This window comes from Streptomyces sp. NPDC054796 (assembly GCF_053611545.1).
Genome location: NZ_JBSHAO010000003.1, coordinates 243085 through 259654, shown reverse-complemented (window position 1 = coordinate 259654; position 16570 = coordinate 243085). Strand labels below are relative to the sequence as shown.

Below are 16570 nucleotides of genomic sequence, written 5' to 3'. Positions count from 1 at the left end.
CAAGGAGGACCACAATGCTGTTCAAGCCTCAGATGCCCCCGGCCCCGGCTCAGGTCCCGGCCGCTCCCCCGAATGTCGCGGGTTCAAGTCCCGTCATTCACGACCCGGCGTCGGTCTGCTCCTGCCACCACGCCTCGGCCGTCTCCGCACCCCTCACGCGGGAGCCCTCGCGCCGCGCGCTGCCCTCTGTCAGCACCGGGGCCGTCGTCGCCGTGCTCCTGGGCGGCGTCGTCCTCACCGCGTTGCTGTCCGCCGTCGCCGTCTCGGCCATCTCCGTCGCCGTCGCGGCCGTGGTTCTACGCGTGCTCCTCAACTCCGCACACTCCTCGCACCGCCGCTAGGCGGCTACCGGGGCGGCCTCGATACCGCCAAGCATCCACCGCCCCGGTAGCCCGACCCCTCCTCGACCGAAGCCGAAAAGGAGAAGCACCATCATCGCCCGCACCAACCCGACCCCGCTCGCGGAACTCGGAAACCTCGCCGCATCCGGCTCCCTCCCCGGCCTGATACGCCAGCTCTCCACCCTGGGCGGCTGCACCCGCCCCGTACGCCTCTCCGGCCACCGCACCGAACACCGCCTCAACACCGCAACCGGCGAGATCGGCACCGCCCTGCACCACCTGGACTCGGCCGACCTTCCCGCCGGTCACCTCCTGGTCCGCTGCGGCAACCGCCGCACCACCCGCTGCCCCGCCTGCGCCGAGACCTACCGCCGCGACACCTTCCACCTCATCACCGCCGGACTACGCGGCGGCAAAGGCACCCCCGACAACGTGACGACTCACCCGCGCGTCTTCGCCACGTTCACCGCCCCCAGCTTCGGCCCCGTCCACAACCGCCCCGGCACCCGCCCCTGCCACTGCGGACGCCACCACCCGGACGGTGATCCGGTACTGGGCACCCCGCTCAACCCGGCCCGCTACGACTACGAAGCCGCCGTCCTGTGGAACGCCCACGCGGGCATGCTCTGGCGCCGCTTCACCACCTACCTACGCCGCGAGATCGCCAAGCGCGCCGGACTCACCCAACGCGCCTTCCCCGACCACGCCCGCGTCTCCTTCGCCAAAGTCGCCGAATACCAAAAGCGCGGCGCCGTCCACTTCCACGCCGTCATCCGCCTCGACGGCCCCGCAGGCGGCCACACCCCGCCCCCACGCTGGGCCACCGCCGACCTCCTGACCGACGCCATCCACGCCGCCACCCACAAGGCCCAGGTCGACGGCCCCACCCTCGACGGCCGCCCGCACCGCTTCACCTTCGGCCGCCAACTCGACATCCGCACCATCCACGGCCCCGAACTCGACGGCGGCACCGCCCTGACCGACCGCGCCGTAGCCGCCTACATCGCCAAGTACGCCACCAAGGGCGCCGAAACGGCGACGGGCACCCTGGATCGCCGTCTGCGCTTCGTCGCCGAGCTGGCGGGGATGGACCTCCCGGCGCAAGCCGAACGCCTCATCCGCACCGCCTGGGCCCTCGGCGCCCGCAAGGACCTCGCCCACCTCCGTCTACGCGCCTGGGCACACATGCTCGGCTTCCGGGGCCACTTCTCCACCAAGACCCGCCGCTACTCCACCACCCTCGGCGCCCTCCGCGAAGCCCGCGCCCAATGGCGCCGCCTCCAAGCCACCCTCGCCCGCACCGAAAACGATCAACACCCTGTGGACACCCCGAACGCCACGACCGACACCGACGAGACAACCCTCGTCCTCGCCCACTGGTCCTACACCGGCACCGGCCTCACCCCCGCCGAAGAATGGCTCTCCGCCTCCCTCGCCCCCACAGCGGAAGGAGGCAGCGCCCGATGACGACGGCCATCACACCCAAGTGGCACACCACGGCCGAGGTCGCCGCCATGCTCGGCTTCGGCCTGTCCAAGACCAAGATGCTCGTCCTCACAGGCGAAATCCGCTCCGTCAAGGTCGGCCGCAACCGCCGCATCCTCCCCGCCTGGGTCGACGAGTACGTCGAGCGCGTCGCCGCCGAAGCCGAAGCGCCCGCCGACGAACTGAGGTGGTCCGCATGAGCGGCAAGCGCGGCAACGGCGAAGGCTCCATCTACCCGTACCGCAACAACAGCTTCGCCGCCTACGTCTGGGTCACCACCCCGGACGGAAAGCGCACGCGCAAGTACGTCTACGGCAAGACCCGCACGGAGGTCCACGACAAGTGGCTCAAGCTCCACGCCGAGGCGAAGAAGGGCCCGGTCGTCACCCAGCACCGCACGGTCGCGGCCTTCCTCGACTACTGGCTTGAGTCGATCGTGAAACCGAACCTGGCTCCCCTGTCGTACGTCTCCTACGAGGGCTGCGCCCGGCTCTACATCGTCCCCCACCTGGGCACGAAGCGGCTCGACAAGCTGACCGTCCGGGACGTGCGCGAGTGGCTGACCAAGCTGGCGACCACGTGCCAGTGCTGCGCCCAGGGCAAGGACGCCAAGCGGTCCGAAGCGCGGCAGCGTTGCTGCGCCGTGGGGGAGTGCTGTGAGACGTACCCCTCGCGCCGCGTGGTCCAGGCCGCCCGTGACGCGCTCCGCGCCGCGCTGACACATGCCGTCGCAGAGGAAGAGATCTCCAAGAACGTCGCATCGCTGGTGAAGGTCCCCAAGCCTCGTCGGCGCCGCATCAAGCCCTGGTCGGTCGCCGAGGCGGGCCGGTTCCTGGCCGATGCCGCGCACCGCGACGATCACCTCTTCGCGGCCTGGGTCCTGGTGCTGTGCCTCGGTCTGCGCCGTGGCGAGGTGCTGGGCATCACGTGGGACGCCGTCGACTTCGACACGGGCGAGCTGTATGTAGATCACCAGATCCAGCGGGCGGGGCGCGAGATCCTGCACCGGGAGACCAAGACGGAGGAGTCGGACGACTTCCTGCCGCTCCCTGACTTCTGCCTCAAGGCCCTCCGGATGCGGCGTGCTCAGCAGACCGGAGACCGGAAGACTGCCGGTGATCTCTGGCAGGACTCGCACGGCCTGGTCTTCACCACGAAGTACGGCACCCCGATCGAGCCGGGCAACCTGACGCGCATGTTCGCGCTCCGGGCCCGCCGGGCCGGTCTCCGCGTGATCCCGCTGCGGAACACCCGGCACACCACCAGCGCGCTCCTGGTCGTGCTCAAGGTCCACCCGAAGGTGGCACAGCGCATCCTGCGGCATTCGCAGATCGCGATGACTATGGACGTCTACGCGGACGCGGACGACTCAGAGGTCCGGGACGCGCTCCGGCAGCTCTCGGAAGCGATCAGAGGACAGTCGACTGCCTGAGACATCGCGCGAAAGAGCCCCGTTTCGGTGACCCGAAACGGGGCTCTCGCCTGCTGTTCCTCCCGTACGCGGGCGCGTTTACACCTCGCCGGGGCCGTACCTCCGCCCCAGACTGGCCTGGCCCACAAGCAAAGCCACAAGGGCGGCCAGAGCTGGCAGAACAGTCACCACCAGTTCCGCAGGCACTCGCCAGACGACCACGACGATGACGACAACCACCGCCCACGGAACTTTCGGGGAACTTGACACGGGTTGCTGCTCAGGCGTCAGACTCATAGAGATGTTCCTTCGTGGACGTCGTATGCCCGTCAGCGCTGCAATCGGTGTACGGCCACAGCAGGGCTGGCGGGCTCCTTCGCCGCTCAGGATGTCGCCCTCGGAGGATTGCGAACCATTTGGCGAGCCCTGGCGAACCCTGGCGAATCAAGAGGGCGGGCGGTCGCGAATCATGGCGATCGCATGGCGAACTCAGAGACTGATCAGACAAGAGTTCGAAGCCGCGGTGGACGGGCATCCGCCCCGCACCGCCTGAGACGCCGTTGCTGTACTTCGCTGCTGTACGCACCCAACGCAAGAGGGCCCCGGGATAACCCGGGGCCCTCTGAGCTGCTGCGCGCTCGGCAGGATTCGAACCTGCAACCTTCTGATCCGTAGTCAGATGCTCTATCCGTTAAGCTACGAGCGCTTGCTTTCCGGCGTTTTCTTGCCGGTGCGGCGTTGCGGGAACAACATTACATGACCGGTGGCCAGAGGCGAAATCCGATTCCCGCACCCGCCCTGACCTGCGGAAACGGTCGGATCCACCGCTCCCGAGCGATCTTGCCGGCGGCCCGCTCGCGCCGCGCGCGGAAGCAGGTGCGAAGCCCGCGCACGCGAAAAAGCCCCGGCCGTCGAGGCCGGGGCTTTCGGCGATCCTGGGGATCAGAGTGCGGAGGCTCCGGGATTTGAACCCGGGATGGGGGGTCACCCCAAACCGCATTAGCAGTGCGGCGCCATAGACCAGACTAGGCGAAGCCTCCAGACACAGCCGCCCTGAAAAGCGAGGCGGTGTGTGCTGATGATGGCACAGCCCGTGGGGCTGCCTCCAATCGGCCCCCACGGTACCCGGTCGCATGTCCCCTGGGCAAAGCGGTAGCCGCGATACCGCCACCCCGCTCGGCGGCGCGTCGAGTCGCGCAACGCCACGCGCCGCCGAGCGTTAGTGGGGACAAGGGGCGCCCCCGCGTCCCGGTGGACGGATGGGACGGACGACGCGCGACCGCCGCCCGGCACGTCATCCGGCTCAGACCCAGCAGAGAAAAGAGAACGGGAGCAGACATGCCGCGCCGCTTCGGACCCGCCATCGCCCTCGCTTCGGCGGCCCTCGTCACCGGCGGCCTGGTCGCCCCGGCCGCCGCCACCCCCGGCAGCGGCGGCCCCGCCGCCCGCACCGCGCCGCCCGCCAAGGCCGACCACCTCAACTTCACCGTCAAGGACAGCGGGAACTCCGCGATGGACGGCACGTACAGCCTGGAGTGCGGTCCGACGGGCGGGGATCATCCGAACGCCCAGGGTGCCTGTGACGCGCTGGCGGCGGCGAGCGACCGGGGGGCGAATCCGTTCGAGCCGGTCGCCCCCGACACCAAGTGCACGATGATCTACGGCGGGCCCGCCTCGGCCCACATCGTGGGCACCTGGCGCGGCCGGGAGATCGACGCGCGCTTCTCGCGCGGCAACGGCTGCGAGATCCGGCGCTGGGACGCGCTCGTACCCGCGCTTCCGAAAACGCGCTGACGGCAGAGAAGACGGAAGGCGGATGTTCCGCCTCCGTCCCGCCCGCGCCCCGGTCGCCCCTCTGACCTGCCCTCCCCCGGGGGGGCGCGTTCGCAGTCACCCGTTAGCACCAGTTATCGCGAGGAAGGCGACAAGGCTCCCAAGCCCGTTGAGTACGACAAGCGCGCAGCCCCCGTCGAACCGAGCGGAAGCCGGGCGGGGGCCGGGCCGGAGGCGGGTGGAGGCCATCGTCCCGCCGTGCGGGGGGCGTTGGGGGAACGCCGGGGGGACGGGTGAGGGTTTACCGCTTCCTCCCGCACATCCGTCGCCGCGCGCACAACCGCTGCCCGTAGACTCCCCCTAGTGACACGCCCGGGGTGAGCGGCAGACTGGCAGTCGTGACCGGACCGGCAGGACCGGGCGAGGGTCACCGGCACCGTGGGTTACAGGGAGGAAACGTCGTCGTGAGCAGCAGGCCATCCCGAGGCACTGCTCGCCTCGCCGCCATACTCGACGCGCTGCCCGATGCGTTGCTCTTGGTGAACTGCAACGGCACGGTGGTGAACGCGAACACCATCGCGCTGGAGACCTTCGAGACTCCGGGCACTGCCTTGGTGGGTCGCGGGCTGCTCGATCTGCTCCCCGAGTTCGACTCGAAGCGGATTCCGGGTTCGATGCGCAGGCCGAACGAGGCCGCGGAGATCCAGGAGCGTCAGAAGCCGACCAGGATGGTCGCGCGGCGCACCGATGGCGCGGAGTTCCCGGTCGAGGTGACCAGCGCGAACCTGGAGGACGGGCGCACCCCGTACGCCTCCGCCTTCGAGGCCGCCTTCGCCGACCACGGACTCGGCCGCGGCGGCGCGGCCGGCAACACGTACACCGGCGACGAGCTGCTGATGCTCGTCGTCCGCGATCTCACCGGCACCCTGGACACCGAGGCCGAGCTGGCCCGGCAGCAGCGGCAGACCGAGATGATCCTGCGCGCCGCCTCCGAGGGCGTCGTCGGCGTGGACACGGAGGGCCGCGTCGTCCTCGTCAACCCGGCGGCGGCGCAGTTGCTCGGGCACCGCGCCACGGACCTCGGCGGCCAGGAACTGCACCCGCTGGTGCACCACTCGCGCGCCGACGGCACGCCGCTCCCGTACGAGGAGACCCCGCTCAGCGACACCCTGAAGTCAGGGCGCAAGCACCGGGTGCGGGTCGGCCAGGTGCTGTGGACGAAGGACGGGCGCCCGGTGCCCGTCGACATGACGACGGCGCCGGTGCGCGACGGCGAGCAGCTCGTCGGCGCGGTGCTGACGTTCGCCGACCGCCGCGCCTACGAGGCGCTCTCGGGCCGCCACGAGCAGCTCCTCGCCGTGCTGGACACCGCGCTGCGCGGGCCGCTCGACCAGTTGCGCGACGAGCTGACGGGCCTGGCCGCCGACCCCGCGGGGAACCTGTGGCCCGAGGCCAACCAGATCCTGCACCACCTGGCCGCGGGCTACGCGCGCATGACGACGCTCGTCGACAACGTGCTCGGCTACCAGCGGCTCGACGCGGGCCGCGAGAAGCTGCGGGTGGAGAAGGTCTCGCTGGACGCCGTGGTGGCCAGCGGGGTCGAGGGCGCGGTGGAGCTGATCGGGCCCGGCAGGGCGCAGTTCGCCGTGCACGCGCCGCCCATCGAGGCCGAGGTCGATCCGGAACGGCTCGCGACGGCCCTGGCGCACCTGGTGGCCGACGTCGCCGGCGTGGACGCGACGGGCAACGCGCCGGTCGCCGCAGCGCCCGGTGTCGATCCGACGATCGTCGTCGCGGCTGCGAAGCGCGGGAACGTCGTACGGATCGAGGTACGCGGCCCGTTCGGGGGCGGCAACCCCGTGCACGAGCCGATCGTGCGGGGCATCGTCGCGCGGCACGGCGGCGTGCTCCAGACGCACCAGGTGCCGGGTGCGGCGGGCGGCAGCGCGTATGTGCTGGAGGTTCCGGTGACCGCCGGAGGCGGCTCCGGCGGACGGGGCGGCTCGGGCGGCGGTGCGGGCGGTACGGGCGGCTCCGGGCACACCGGGGGCTCGGGCGGCACGAACGGTACGGGTCGTACGGACGGTACGGGCGGCACGAACGGCGCCGGGGACACGGGGGCCACGCCGACGGACGGTTCCGGCGCGGACGCCGCGGGCGACGGCACCGGGCAGGTCCCGGCGGCGGCCGGTGGCGGCGCGGGCGGCGAGATCCCCCGGCCGCGCGACAGTGAGACGACGGTCATGCCGGTCCCGGCCCAGCCCGTACGGGGCACCGAGGACCAGGCCACGGGCGGCACGACGCACGAGGCGGCCGGCATGGGCGGCGCCTGGACGACGAGTGGCCAGCAGGCAGGCACCGGTCAGCACGCGGGTGCGGCGCAGCAGCAGAGCGGCGGCAGCGGCGGTGGACGGCAGGCGCTCGTCGACCCGCGCACGGGCATGGCCGTGGGCGGCACGGGCGGTGGTGCGTCGACGGATGTCGTCGACGCGCCGGGGCCCGGTACGGAGACGGGCGGGGGAGCGGGCGCCGAGAGCGCGGCCGAGCCCCGTCCCACGGGGCGCAGGCGCGGGCGGCCCAGCCCCGCCGAGGAGCGGCACGACCAGGCGGCGGCGGGCGAGGCGGGCGCGCGGGGCGGCGCGCTGGCGCTGCCCGCGGGGCCGAGCGGCGGGTCGGCCGCTCCGGGGCCGCTGGACGAGGGCGACGGCTCCCACGGCGGCGCGCCCGGCACCGCGCCCGGCACCGCGATGGAGCAGTACCAGGGGGCGGGCCAGGGCTCGGGCCGCAGGGCGCGCCGCGCGCTCTCCGCTCCGGAGGACGGCGGCCAGGTCCCGGATGCCGACGGGCCGGGGCCGATGCTGCCCGAGCAGGCCCAGCCGGGCACCGGACGCCGTGGCCGTCGAGCACCGGAGGGCCAGGAGAGCGGCGCCGAGGGCGCGCTGCCCGCGCTCGGCCCCGGCGGCCAGGGCGACGGCGGCAACGACAGCGGCGGTGGCGGCGGCAGCGTCGAGCAGAGCGCGGGCGGTGGCCGCAGGGCGCGGCGGCTCGCGCGGGCGAGGGAGCGCGCGGAGGCCGCCGCGCGGGGCGAGACCGGGTACGAGGGCCAGGAAGGCGGCCAGCAGGGGCCGCAGAACGCGCCGTTCGCGATGCCGCCCGCGCAGCCGACGCCGCAGAGCGCGGGGCAGGGCCCGGCGCAGGAGCCCCAGGAGCAGCACGGGCCCTTCGCGCTGCCGCCCTCGCCCAGCGCGCCTGGCGACTCGACCTCGGCGTACCCCGCCGGTCCTCTCCCCCAGCAGGACCCGCGGCAGCAGCCGTCACGGCCCGAGCTGTCCGCCGGACCCGGAGCCGGGGCCGGAACCGAGCCCGCGTCGGCGCCCGTACAGGATTCCGGCGCGCAGGGCAGCGGCGGCGGCGAGGGGCAGTCCGCCGACCACTCCGCCGACCACTCCGTCGTCGCGGCGAGCCCGATCCTGGGCGGCGGCCCGCTGCCGCAGGAGCCCGAGCGCCCGTCGCGGCAGGGCACCGGCAGCACCGGCAGCACCGGCGGCGGTGGCGAGGCGGGCGCGTACGAGACGGGCCAGGGCCCGTGCGTGCGGACGCTCGGCCAGGGCGTGCCCTTCGCGCAGCGGCTAGCGGCCGAACAGGCAGGCCAGGCGGGACAGGCCGGGCAGCCGGGGCAGCGGGCGCAACGGCCGCAGGGCGGTGCCCGCGCGCTGCCGCCCGCGCCCGCGCCCGCCATACCGTCGACGCCCTCGACACCGGCCCAGCAGGCCGGTTCGGGCCGCCGCCGCAAGCTGGCGACGCCCCCGGACAACGGCGCCCAGCAGCCACCAGGACCCATGCCGGGCCCGATGCCCCAGCCCCAGCCGCAACCGCAACCGCAACCGCAACCTCAGCCGCACCCCCACTCCCAGCAGGCTCAGGCACAGGCGCCCGCGCGCGAGTTCGTCATAGGGGCTCCGGACGCGGGCGCGGCCGAGGGACCCGAGCCGCTCGACGGCCCTGACAGCCCCGTCGAGGTGTCCGAGGGGCGTGGGCTGGCCGTGCCGCCGCGGCCCGTCGACGACGAGCTGCCCCCGGAGCCGCTGGACAACCCGCGCCGCCTGCTCGTGTGGCCCGAGCCGGACGTCTCCACTCAGCAGGCGCTGTCGGACCGCGGCTATCGCCCCGTCATCGTGCACTCGCGCGAGGAGGTCGACGCGCAGATCGCGGCCTACCCTGCCGCCCTCTTCGTCGACCCGCTCACCGGCCCGATCACACGGACCGCGCTCCAGTCGCTGCGGACGGCGGCGGTGGCGGCCGAGGTCCCGGTGCTGGTCACGGCCGGTCTGGGCCAGGCGACCCGCGAGGCCGCCTACGGCGCCGATCCCGCCGTGCTGCTCAAGGCCCTCGCGCCGCGCGACAGCGAGCAGCACCCGCCACGCGTGCTGCTCGTGGAGGAGCACCAGGCGATCGCGGGCGCGCTGACCGCGTCGCTGGAGCGGCGCGGCATGCAGGTCGCGCACGCGCCGTCCGACGCCGACGCGGTGCCGGTCGCGGCGCAGATCCGGCCGAACCTGGTCGTGATGGACCTGATGCAGATACGGCGCCGTCGCGCGGGCATCATCGACTGGCTCCGCGTGAACGGGCTGCTGAACCGCACCCCGTTCGTCGTCTACACCTCCGCCGACATGGATCCGGCGGAACTGCCCCGGCTCGCCTCGGGAGAAACGGTGCTGTTCCTCGCGGAGCGCTCGACGAGCACGGAGGTCCAGTCGCGCATCGTGGACCTCCTCACGAAGATCGGCGCGAACTGACCCGTCGCGGAACCGGCCCGTCGCGCGGAACTGACCCGTTGCGCCACCCGCCCCAGCGGGGCCACCCGGCTCAGGAGAACGGCGCGGCTCAGGAGGGCGGCGCGGTGAGGCGGCGGGCTGCCGTGCGGACGGACTCGCGCAGCCGCTCCGTGTCGTCGTCCGCGCCCCCGACGAGGAAGCGCCGCATCTGCGGCACAGCCGTGGGCCACACGACCAGGGAGATCAGCAGGAAGACGAGATCGCGGGCCGGGATCGTCGAGCCGATGACGCCCCTGCGCTGCGCCTCGGCGAACGCCTCCACCTTGCGCCCGTAGTGCGCCTCGCGCTCCTTCTCGCGGGGGATGCCGGAGGTGCCGTACTCCAGGCCCTCCCAGAGCATGAGCCGGGCCAGTTCGGGGTGGGCCGCGTGGTAGTCGAGGAGGCGATCGATCCAGCCGCCCGGGTCCTCGGCGTCGACGGGGATGTCCGCCGCCAGCTCGATGAGACGGTGCTCCAGGACCAGCGCGAACAGCTCGGACTTGTTGCCGAAGTAGGCGTAGATGAGCTGCTTGTTCGCGCGCGCCTCGCGGGCGATCCGGTCGATGCGGGCGCCTGCGATGCCGTACGCGGCGAACTCCGCCGTGGCCGCGGCGAAGATGCGCGCCTTGGTCGCCTCGGGGTCCCGGGTTCCTGTCATGCGGGCAGCATAGCCGCACAACCAACTATTTGGTTGACAGTGCGCCGTGTCTCCTGGAAATGTTTCAACCAACAGGTTGGTTGATCATGTTGGCCAGCCGAGAGAAGGGACCGCATGCCGCCCTCGTCCACCACCCCCGCCCCCACCCCCACGGACACCTCCACCACCGTTCCCAGCTCCGCGAGCGCACCAGCGCGAGCTCCCGTCCGCGACACACGCGTACCGCCGGGGCTGCTGCTCGCCGTCATCGCGCTCTGCACCGCGGTGACCGTCGCCAACATCTACCTCGCGGCCCCGCTCCTCGGCCTCATCGCCGAGGGCTTCGGCGTGCGGGCCTCGGCGCTCGGCTGGGTGGCGGCCCTCGGACAGCTCGGCTACGCGGCCGGGCTGCTCCTCTTCGCGCCGCTCGGCGACACGGTCGACCGCCGCCGCCTCGTCGCCGCGCTCGCGCTCGCCGCCGGCGTCGCCATGACGTGCGCGGGCCTCGCGCCGGGGCTCCCCGTGCTCGGCCTCACCGTCTTCGCCGCCTCGGCCGTCACCGTCGTGCCGCAGCTCCTCGTACCGCTCGTCGCCGAGCGCGCCCCGGCCGAGCGGCGCGGGCGGCACCTCGGCGCGATCGTCGCCGGGCTGTTCACCGGGATCGTCGCGGCGCGGGTGCTGGGCGCGATGGCCGGGGACGTGTTCGGCTGGCGCGCCGTGTTCATCGGCTCCGCCGTGCTGACCGTGCTCGTCAGCCTCGGCACGGCCGCGCTGCTGCCCGCCGACGTACGGCCCCGTCGCGCGGACGGGAGCCCCGGACGCGGCGGTGCGGCGAACCCGCTGCGGGGGATGGCCCGCACGGCGCGCACCTTCGCCGGGTCGGCCGAGCTGCGGCGCGCGTGCGCGCGCCAGAGCGGGCTGTTCGGCGCGTGGAGCGCGCTGTGGACCTCGCTGGCGCTGCTGCTGACGGGCGCGCCGTACCACCTCTCGACGGGCACCGCCGGGCTGTTCGGCCTCTTCGGCCTCTCGGCCACCGCGATCGCGCCCCTCTCGGGCGGCCTGGTCGACCGCTTCGGCGCGCGACGCGTCGTCAACGCCGCTTACGTACTCGCCGCCGTCGCGCTGCCGCTCTTCTGGCTGGGCGGACAGCGGATGTGGGCGCTGTGCGCCGCGGCGCTGCTCGTGCACGCCGGGCTGGTCGCGGGGCAGGTCGCCAACCAGATGCGCGCGCTGAGCTCGACGGACTCCCCCTCGGCGGCCAACACCGGCTACATCGTCGTGGCCTTCATCAGCGCGGCAGCCGCCTCCGCGCTCGCGGGCCCGGCCTTCACCCACTTCGGCTGGACGGGCGTGTGCGCGGTCGCCCTGTGCTGGCTCGTGCTCGGGTACGTGGGCGGTGCGGGGCGCGACGGCGGCCGGGGCCGCCGGGGTGCGGTGGCCGCGTCGGGCGGCGTCACCCGGTAGGCCTGGTAAACCCGGTAAACCCGGTAAGGGGGTGGGGCCCGGTTCCGGAACCGGGCCCGCCCCCGCCGTCAAGAACGTCGCGTCACCGTGCCGGGCGTGCCGGGCCGCCGCCGGAGGCGGTGACGTGGGTGACGTCCAGATCGCCCGACGCGTACTGACTCCTGAGCACCTTCTTGTCGAACTTGCCCACGCTCGTCTTCGGCACCGACCCGATCAGCGCCCAGCGCTCCGGAAGCTGCCAGCGCGCGACGCGCTCGCCGAGGAAGGCACGCAGGTCCTCGTACGTCACGTCCCCGGCGTCCTCCTTGAGGACGACGGTCGCCAGCGGGCGCTCCCCCCACTTGTCGTCCGGCACCGCGACGACGGCCGCCTCCGCCACCGCCTCGTGCGCCATGAGCGCGTTCTCCAGCTCGACGGAGGAGATCCACTCGCCGCCCGACTTGATGACGTCCTTGGCGCGGTCGGTCAGCGTCAGATAGCCGTCCGCCGTGATCACGCCGACGTCGCCCGTACGCAGCCAGCCGTCCGGGCTGAACTTGTCCTCGGGGCGCACCGGCTCCGCGCCCGCGCCCCCGAAGTACGACCCGGCGATCCACGGCCCGCGCACCTCCAGCTCGCCAGGCGACTCCCCGTCGTGCGGCGCGAAGCCGCCGTCTGGCGCCGCCAGCCGCGCCTCGACGGACGCGGGGAAGCGGCCCTGGCTGACGCGGTACGGCCACTCCTCCTCGGGAGTGAGCCCGCCCGGCGGGTGGGAGACGGTGCCCAGTGGGGACGTCTCGGTCATCCCCCAGGCGTGGCACACCTCCACCCCGTGCTCCTCCTCGAACGCGCGCATCATCGCCTCCGGGCAGGCGGAGCCGCCGATGGTGACCGTCTTGAGGGAGGAGATGTCGCGCGGCTTGTCCGCGAGTTCGGCGAGCAGGCCCTGCCAGATGGTGGGGACGGCGGCGGCGTGCGTCGGCCTCTCCGCCTCGATCATCTCGGCGAGCGGGCCCGGCTGGAGGAAGCGGTCGGGCATCAGCATGCCCACCCCGGTCATGAACGTGGCGTGCGGCAGGCCCCACGCGTTGACGTGGAACATCGGCACCACGGGGAGCGTCGTGTCCGCGTCCGTCAGGCCCATCGACTGCGTCATGTTGACCTGCATGGCGTGCAGATAGATGGAGCGGTGCGAATAGACCACGCCCTTGGGCTCGCCCGTCGTCCCGGACGTGTAGCACATGGCGGCGGCGTCCCGTTCGTCCAGCTCGGGCCACTCGTACGTGGCGGGGCGCCCGGCGAGCAGCGCCTCGTACTCGTGCACGGCCGGACGGCACCCCTCCAGCAGCGAGGTGTCGCCCGGGCCGACCACGACGATGTGCTCGACGGGCTCCAGGCGCGGCAGCAGCGGGGCGAGCAGCGGGAGCAGTGAGCCGTTGACGAGGATCACGCGGTCGGCCGCGTGGTTCACGATCCACACCAACTGCTCCGCGGGCAGCCGCAGGTTGAGGGTGTGCAGCACCGCGCCCATGGAGGGGACGGCGAAGTACGCCTCGACGTGCTCGGCGTTGTTCCACATCAGCGTGGCCAAAACACTCCCGGGCTCAACTCCCAGCTCCTCGCGTAGCGCGTGGGCGAGCTGGGCGGCGCGGTCGCCGATCTCGGCGAAGGTGCGGCGCTGGGGTTCTGCGTCGCCGGTCCACGTAGTTACGGTCGACTGTCCATGGACGGACCGTCCGTGTTCCAGAATCCGGCTGATCGTAAGCGGTACGTCCTGCATTGTGCTTCGCACAGCGTCCTCCCTGTGGGCGCCATCGCTGCGTCGCGACGAGTGGGACGATTCTGCGCACATACCGCCTGGTATGTCACTACCTCTCGGTAGCTTTCTTGGGCGCTGGCCACGGGTCCGGCTCCCACAGCGGGTGTATCACGACCTCGTGGTTTTCAGCCCCGGGCCCGTTCCGTATCAGGGCAACGCGACGGATGAGCTTCCGCAGAATCATGTTCCGTTCGCGCGTGGAGAGCGTCGGCCACTCCTCGACCGTGCCGACGACCAGGGGCACGAAGTCCGCGCGGTCCGGTAGTGGCTCCACTTCGGGGGTGTCATCGAGTAGCTGCTGTGCCTCTGCTCTCTTGCGGCGGATGAGGTCGGCCGCTTCCTCGTACTCTCCAGGGCCGAAGTCCTCCGGCGTCGCTGCGCGTTCGGCTCGCAGTCGCGCGAGGGCCTGGCGCTGCTTGTCGATCTCCGCCTGGGCTAGGGCTCGGGCGCGGGTGTTCTTGGCTTGCTCGGCGGCAAGGTCTCGCTCTGGGGATGTGTCGGCGGGCGGAGCGGTATCGATTCCACGGGCGGCCTCGCGCGCGAGCCACGCGCGCACTTCTTCCTCGACCATGAACCGCGGAATGTGCACGCCGTCGCACGCCATGGCTCCCGACTTCGTGCGCAGGCTGCACCGGATGGCCCATCCTGGGACGTTGACGCCCTCGCGACGCGCGGTGTTCATGCTGGTACCGAGTCGACAGCCCCCACACTTGCACAACCCCGTGAGTTCGTAGATTCCGTCCCGGGATCGTGGTGCGGTGGCCTGTACTTCCTTGCGACGCTGCCGATACCGCCCCCATAGGTCGAAGTCGATCAGCTCTTCTTGCGCGCCTTGGATGAACACGCGGTTCCTGCATGTCCCATCGGTCTTGCGGCACCGGCACTCAGGGTTGTGCACGATCAGGAGACCGGCCGCGAATCCGCTGTCCATGTAGCGTGACAGCGTCTCGGTACTCCACAGGTTCCCTTGCGTGGTCCGGTGTCCGGCGCGGTTGAGTCCGCCGCACAGGACCCCGAAACCGTGCCCGTCGACGTACCCGCGGTACACGTCAGCGACAGCCGGTGCTGCGTCGTCTGGCTCGTAGCTCTCCTCTCGCAGTTTGCCTGTGGTCTGGTCGTAGCGGCGGTGCCAGGTGTACCCGAACCGCTTCCGGCCCTGCGCGGGTAGGTGGAGCTTGTATCGGCGGTGGTCGTGCGTCTCTCGCCACTGCTCCCCGGCTCGATCTGACTCGAACGCGGAAAACTCCAGGATCATGCCGCGCTGAAATCGTCCGATGGCGGTCGAGGCGTCGACAGGTTCGGTGGCCGACTCAAGCTCTCCCCCGGCTTCTTGGAGCCGGGCGAGGTTGATCGCGTTGCCGGTGCGGTCACGTCCGAAGCGGCTGTATCGCCAGACAGCGACACCGTGTGCTTCGCCAGCTTCGACGCGTTCAATACACTTCATGATCTTGCGTTTGAAGTGGCGTCCGGATACGTCGAGGTCTTCGACCCATGCAACGATGCGGCGCCCGGTACGGCGGGCCCATTGGGTGATGGCATCACGCTGTAGCTCGGGGCTGATCTTCTCTTCTTTCCACGTGGATACGCGGATGTATGCGAGCCAGGGCTCGCCGTCCTCGTCGAACGGCGAGCCCTGGAACGTGGGCTGTATCTGTCTCACTGGGCCTTTCGTTCCTCTCGGTAGGTGGCGGGCGGGTACGGGTAGATGTGGATCACGTTGCCCGCCGTCTGCTCGGGCGTCACGCGCCCACCCGGGGTGGGCGCGGTGTGCTGGTCGAGCAAACCCCGGGCGACGTGATCGAGGGCGCGCTGATATCCGGCGCGGTCGGCCTCGGCGAGTTGGTCGGCGGTGACGGTCTGCGCGCCGCGGATGATGCGAGCGATGACGAGAGGGACAGCAACGAGCGTGAGGAACAGACCTGCGCCGCTTACGTCTGTGTTGTTGCCGAGGATGCCGAGCAGGCCCGTTGTTACTCCGGCTGCGAGTAGGGCCAGGGAGAGGGCGGGCATGTAGCGGCGGGTCACTGTGCCTCCGTGCGGGTGCTATGGCTGCGCGAGGCGTCCCTCGCCGGTTTCGGGGGGTGGCGTGCGTTGCAGGGTTTCAGTCATGGAGACGAACAGCCTTCTGGCCTGGGCGTCTTCGATGCCTAGCTCGTCGGCGGCCTGCTCTGGGGTGATGCGGCGCGGTCCCCGTTCCGGGTGTTGTGCGGCGCCGAGCTGGTCGGGGGTGACGACTCCGGCCTCGATGAGAACTTGTCCGAAGGGGACGCCGAGGGTTGCCGCGATCTTCTCCAGGACTTGTGTGTCCGTGGCGCTCTCGCCCCGCAGGATGCGGGTAACCGTGGCGCGGCCAATGCCGCTTTCGTCGGCGAACTTGGTTCGCCCGCCTCCGCGGATGCCGAGGTCATAGCCGCGGCGGATGAGCTGGTCTCGGAGCCAGGTGGCGAACTCCTCGGGGGTCTTACGGGTCCTTCGTTCCATGGGTGGAACATATCGCGCGCGGGCGATCGGCGAACCGGCGGCTTCCAGCCAAGAGCACAAAACCGGCCAACCATTTGGTTACCTCCCTCCTGACCTGCGGCGATTTGTCGAACGTGTGGCCGATTGTGCGGACCCACGGGCCCCATGTCAATCCGCCATCACGGAGAGTCACCAGAGAAACCGACCAAGCGTGAACGAAAACCCATGCTAACGTTCCACTCTCGGACGATAAATGACCGCCCGAGGAAGGAACATGGCTACGTGTACGACCGCTCTCTACTGATTGAAATTGCCACTGGCATGGGCGACCGCACTCCGTCAGACCTGGCAAAACGCTTGAAGGTTGCACGGAATACCGGTTGGCGT

General features: G+C 71.7%; 12 protein-coding genes and 2 tRNA genes. 7 read left to right on the top strand and 7 right to left on the bottom strand.

The features are described 5' to 3' along the window. Nucleotides 1–14 precede the first annotated feature (14 nt). The 4 genes from ACWGJ2_RS04485 (at nucleotide 15) to ACWGJ2_RS04470 (ending at nucleotide 3258) form a co-directional block, all read left to right on the top strand. Nucleotides 15–341: a hypothetical protein gene (locus tag ACWGJ2_RS04485; RefSeq protein ID WP_453344439.1), complete on the top strand. Its 327-nt coding sequence runs from the start codon at nucleotides 15–17 to the stop codon at nucleotides 339–341. A gap of 93 nt (nucleotides 342–434) precedes the next feature. After that, nucleotides 435–1808, top strand: coding sequence for a replication initiator (locus ACWGJ2_RS04480; protein ID WP_453344477.1), 1374 nt, complete (start codon nucleotides 435–437; stop codon nucleotides 1806–1808). Further along, nucleotides 1805–2026, top strand: a complete 222-nt coding sequence (locus ACWGJ2_RS04475; RefSeq protein WP_453344438.1) for an excisionase family DNA-binding protein — start codon at nucleotides 1805–1807, stop codon at nucleotides 2024–2026. The genes ACWGJ2_RS04480 and ACWGJ2_RS04475 overlap by 4 nt, the downstream gene beginning before the upstream one ends. Further along, entirely contained in the window at nucleotides 2023–3258 is a 1236-nt protein-coding gene (locus ACWGJ2_RS04470) for a site-specific integrase (RefSeq protein WP_453344437.1), read from the top strand. The genes ACWGJ2_RS04475 and ACWGJ2_RS04470 overlap by 4 nt, the downstream gene beginning before the upstream one ends. 612 nt (nucleotides 3259–3870) lie before the next feature. Here ACWGJ2_RS04470 and ACWGJ2_RS04465 read toward each other — a convergent pair. Both ACWGJ2_RS04465 and ACWGJ2_RS04460 read right to left on the bottom strand, forming a co-directional pair. Next, nucleotides 3871–3943: transfer RNA gene (locus ACWGJ2_RS04465), tRNA-Arg, on the bottom strand. A 244-nt stretch (nucleotides 3944–4187) separates the two neighbouring features. Then, nucleotides 4188–4277 (bottom strand) — tRNA-Ser (locus tag ACWGJ2_RS04460). 298 nt (nucleotides 4278–4575) lie between these two features. Between ACWGJ2_RS04460 and ACWGJ2_RS04455 the strand changes: the two genes are divergently transcribed. After that, the gene (locus ACWGJ2_RS04455; RefSeq protein WP_453344436.1) at nucleotides 4576–5031 is read left to right on the top strand and encodes an SSI family serine proteinase inhibitor; all 456 of its coding nucleotides are present in this window, start codon (nucleotides 4576–4578) and stop codon (nucleotides 5029–5031) included. 443 nt (nucleotides 5032–5474) lie between these two features. Continuing rightward, nucleotides 5475–9806 (top strand): PAS domain-containing protein, encoded by a 4332-nt coding sequence (locus ACWGJ2_RS04450; RefSeq protein WP_453344435.1) that lies wholly within the window; start codon nucleotides 5475–5477, stop codon nucleotides 9804–9806. 88 nt (nucleotides 9807–9894) lie between these two features. Here the strand turns inward: ACWGJ2_RS04450 and ACWGJ2_RS04445 are convergent, their stop codons facing one another. Beyond that, entirely contained in the window at nucleotides 9895–10482 is a 588-nt protein-coding gene (locus ACWGJ2_RS04445; protein WP_453344434.1) for a TetR family transcriptional regulator, read from the bottom strand. Between the two features lie 114 nt (nucleotides 10483–10596). Here ACWGJ2_RS04445 and ACWGJ2_RS04440 point away from each other — a divergent pair, with 114 nt between their 5' ends. Continuing rightward, on the top strand, nucleotides 10597–11925 hold the full coding sequence (locus ACWGJ2_RS04440; RefSeq protein WP_453344433.1) for an MFS transporter: 1329 nt from the start codon (nucleotides 10597–10599) through the stop codon (nucleotides 11923–11925). Nucleotides 11926–12007: 82 nt separating this feature from the next. On the opposite strand, the gene ACWGJ2_RS04435 is transcribed toward ACWGJ2_RS04440, so the two are convergent. The 4 genes from ACWGJ2_RS04435 to ACWGJ2_RS04420 form a co-directional block, all read right to left on the bottom strand. Then, nucleotides 12008–13696 (bottom strand): long-chain fatty acid--CoA ligase, encoded by a 1689-nt coding sequence (locus ACWGJ2_RS04435; RefSeq protein ID WP_453344432.1) that lies wholly within the window; start codon nucleotides 13694–13696, stop codon nucleotides 12008–12010. Between the two features lie 76 nt (nucleotides 13697–13772). Next, nucleotides 13773–15383 (bottom strand): recombinase family protein, encoded by a 1611-nt coding sequence (locus ACWGJ2_RS04430; RefSeq protein WP_453344431.1) that lies wholly within the window; start codon nucleotides 15381–15383, stop codon nucleotides 13773–13775. Then, entirely contained in the window at nucleotides 15380–15748 is a 369-nt protein-coding gene (locus tag ACWGJ2_RS04425) for a hypothetical protein (protein WP_453344430.1), read from the bottom strand. The genes ACWGJ2_RS04430 and ACWGJ2_RS04425 overlap by 4 nt, the downstream gene beginning before the upstream one ends. An 18-nt stretch (nucleotides 15749–15766) precedes the next feature. Further along, a complete protein-coding gene (locus tag ACWGJ2_RS04420; RefSeq protein ID WP_453344429.1) occupies nucleotides 15767–16204 on the bottom strand; it encodes a helix-turn-helix domain-containing protein in 438 nt (145 codons plus the stop codon). Nucleotides 16205–16570 lie beyond the last annotated feature (366 nt).

What these genes read in the sequence shown, in the direction of transcription:
- ACWGJ2_RS04485 (WP_453344439.1), top strand. Translation starts at nt 15, where the DNA reads ATGCTGTTCAAGCCTCAGATGCCCCCGGCCCCGGCTCAGGTCCCGGCC.
- ACWGJ2_RS04475 (WP_453344438.1), top strand. Translation starts at nt 1,805, where the DNA reads ATGACGACGGCCATCACACCCAAGTGGCACACCACGGCCGAGGTCGCC.
- ACWGJ2_RS04470 (WP_453344437.1), top strand. Translation starts at nt 2,023, where the DNA reads ATGAGCGGCAAGCGCGGCAACGGCGAAGGCTCCATCTACCCGTACCGC.
- ACWGJ2_RS04455 (WP_453344436.1), top strand. Translation starts at nt 4,576, where the DNA reads ATGCCGCGCCGCTTCGGACCCGCCATCGCCCTCGCTTCGGCGGCCCTC.
- ACWGJ2_RS04445 (WP_453344434.1), bottom strand. Translation starts at nt 10,482, where the DNA reads ATGACAGGAACCCGGGACCCCGAGGCGACCAAGGCGCGCATCTTCGCC.
- ACWGJ2_RS04440 (WP_453344433.1), top strand. Translation starts at nt 10,597, where the DNA reads ATGCCGCCCTCGTCCACCACCCCCGCCCCCACCCCCACGGACACCTCC.
- ACWGJ2_RS04420 (WP_453344429.1), bottom strand. Translation starts at nt 16,204, where the DNA reads ATGGAACGAAGGACCCGTAAGACCCCCGAGGAGTTCGCCACCTGGCTC.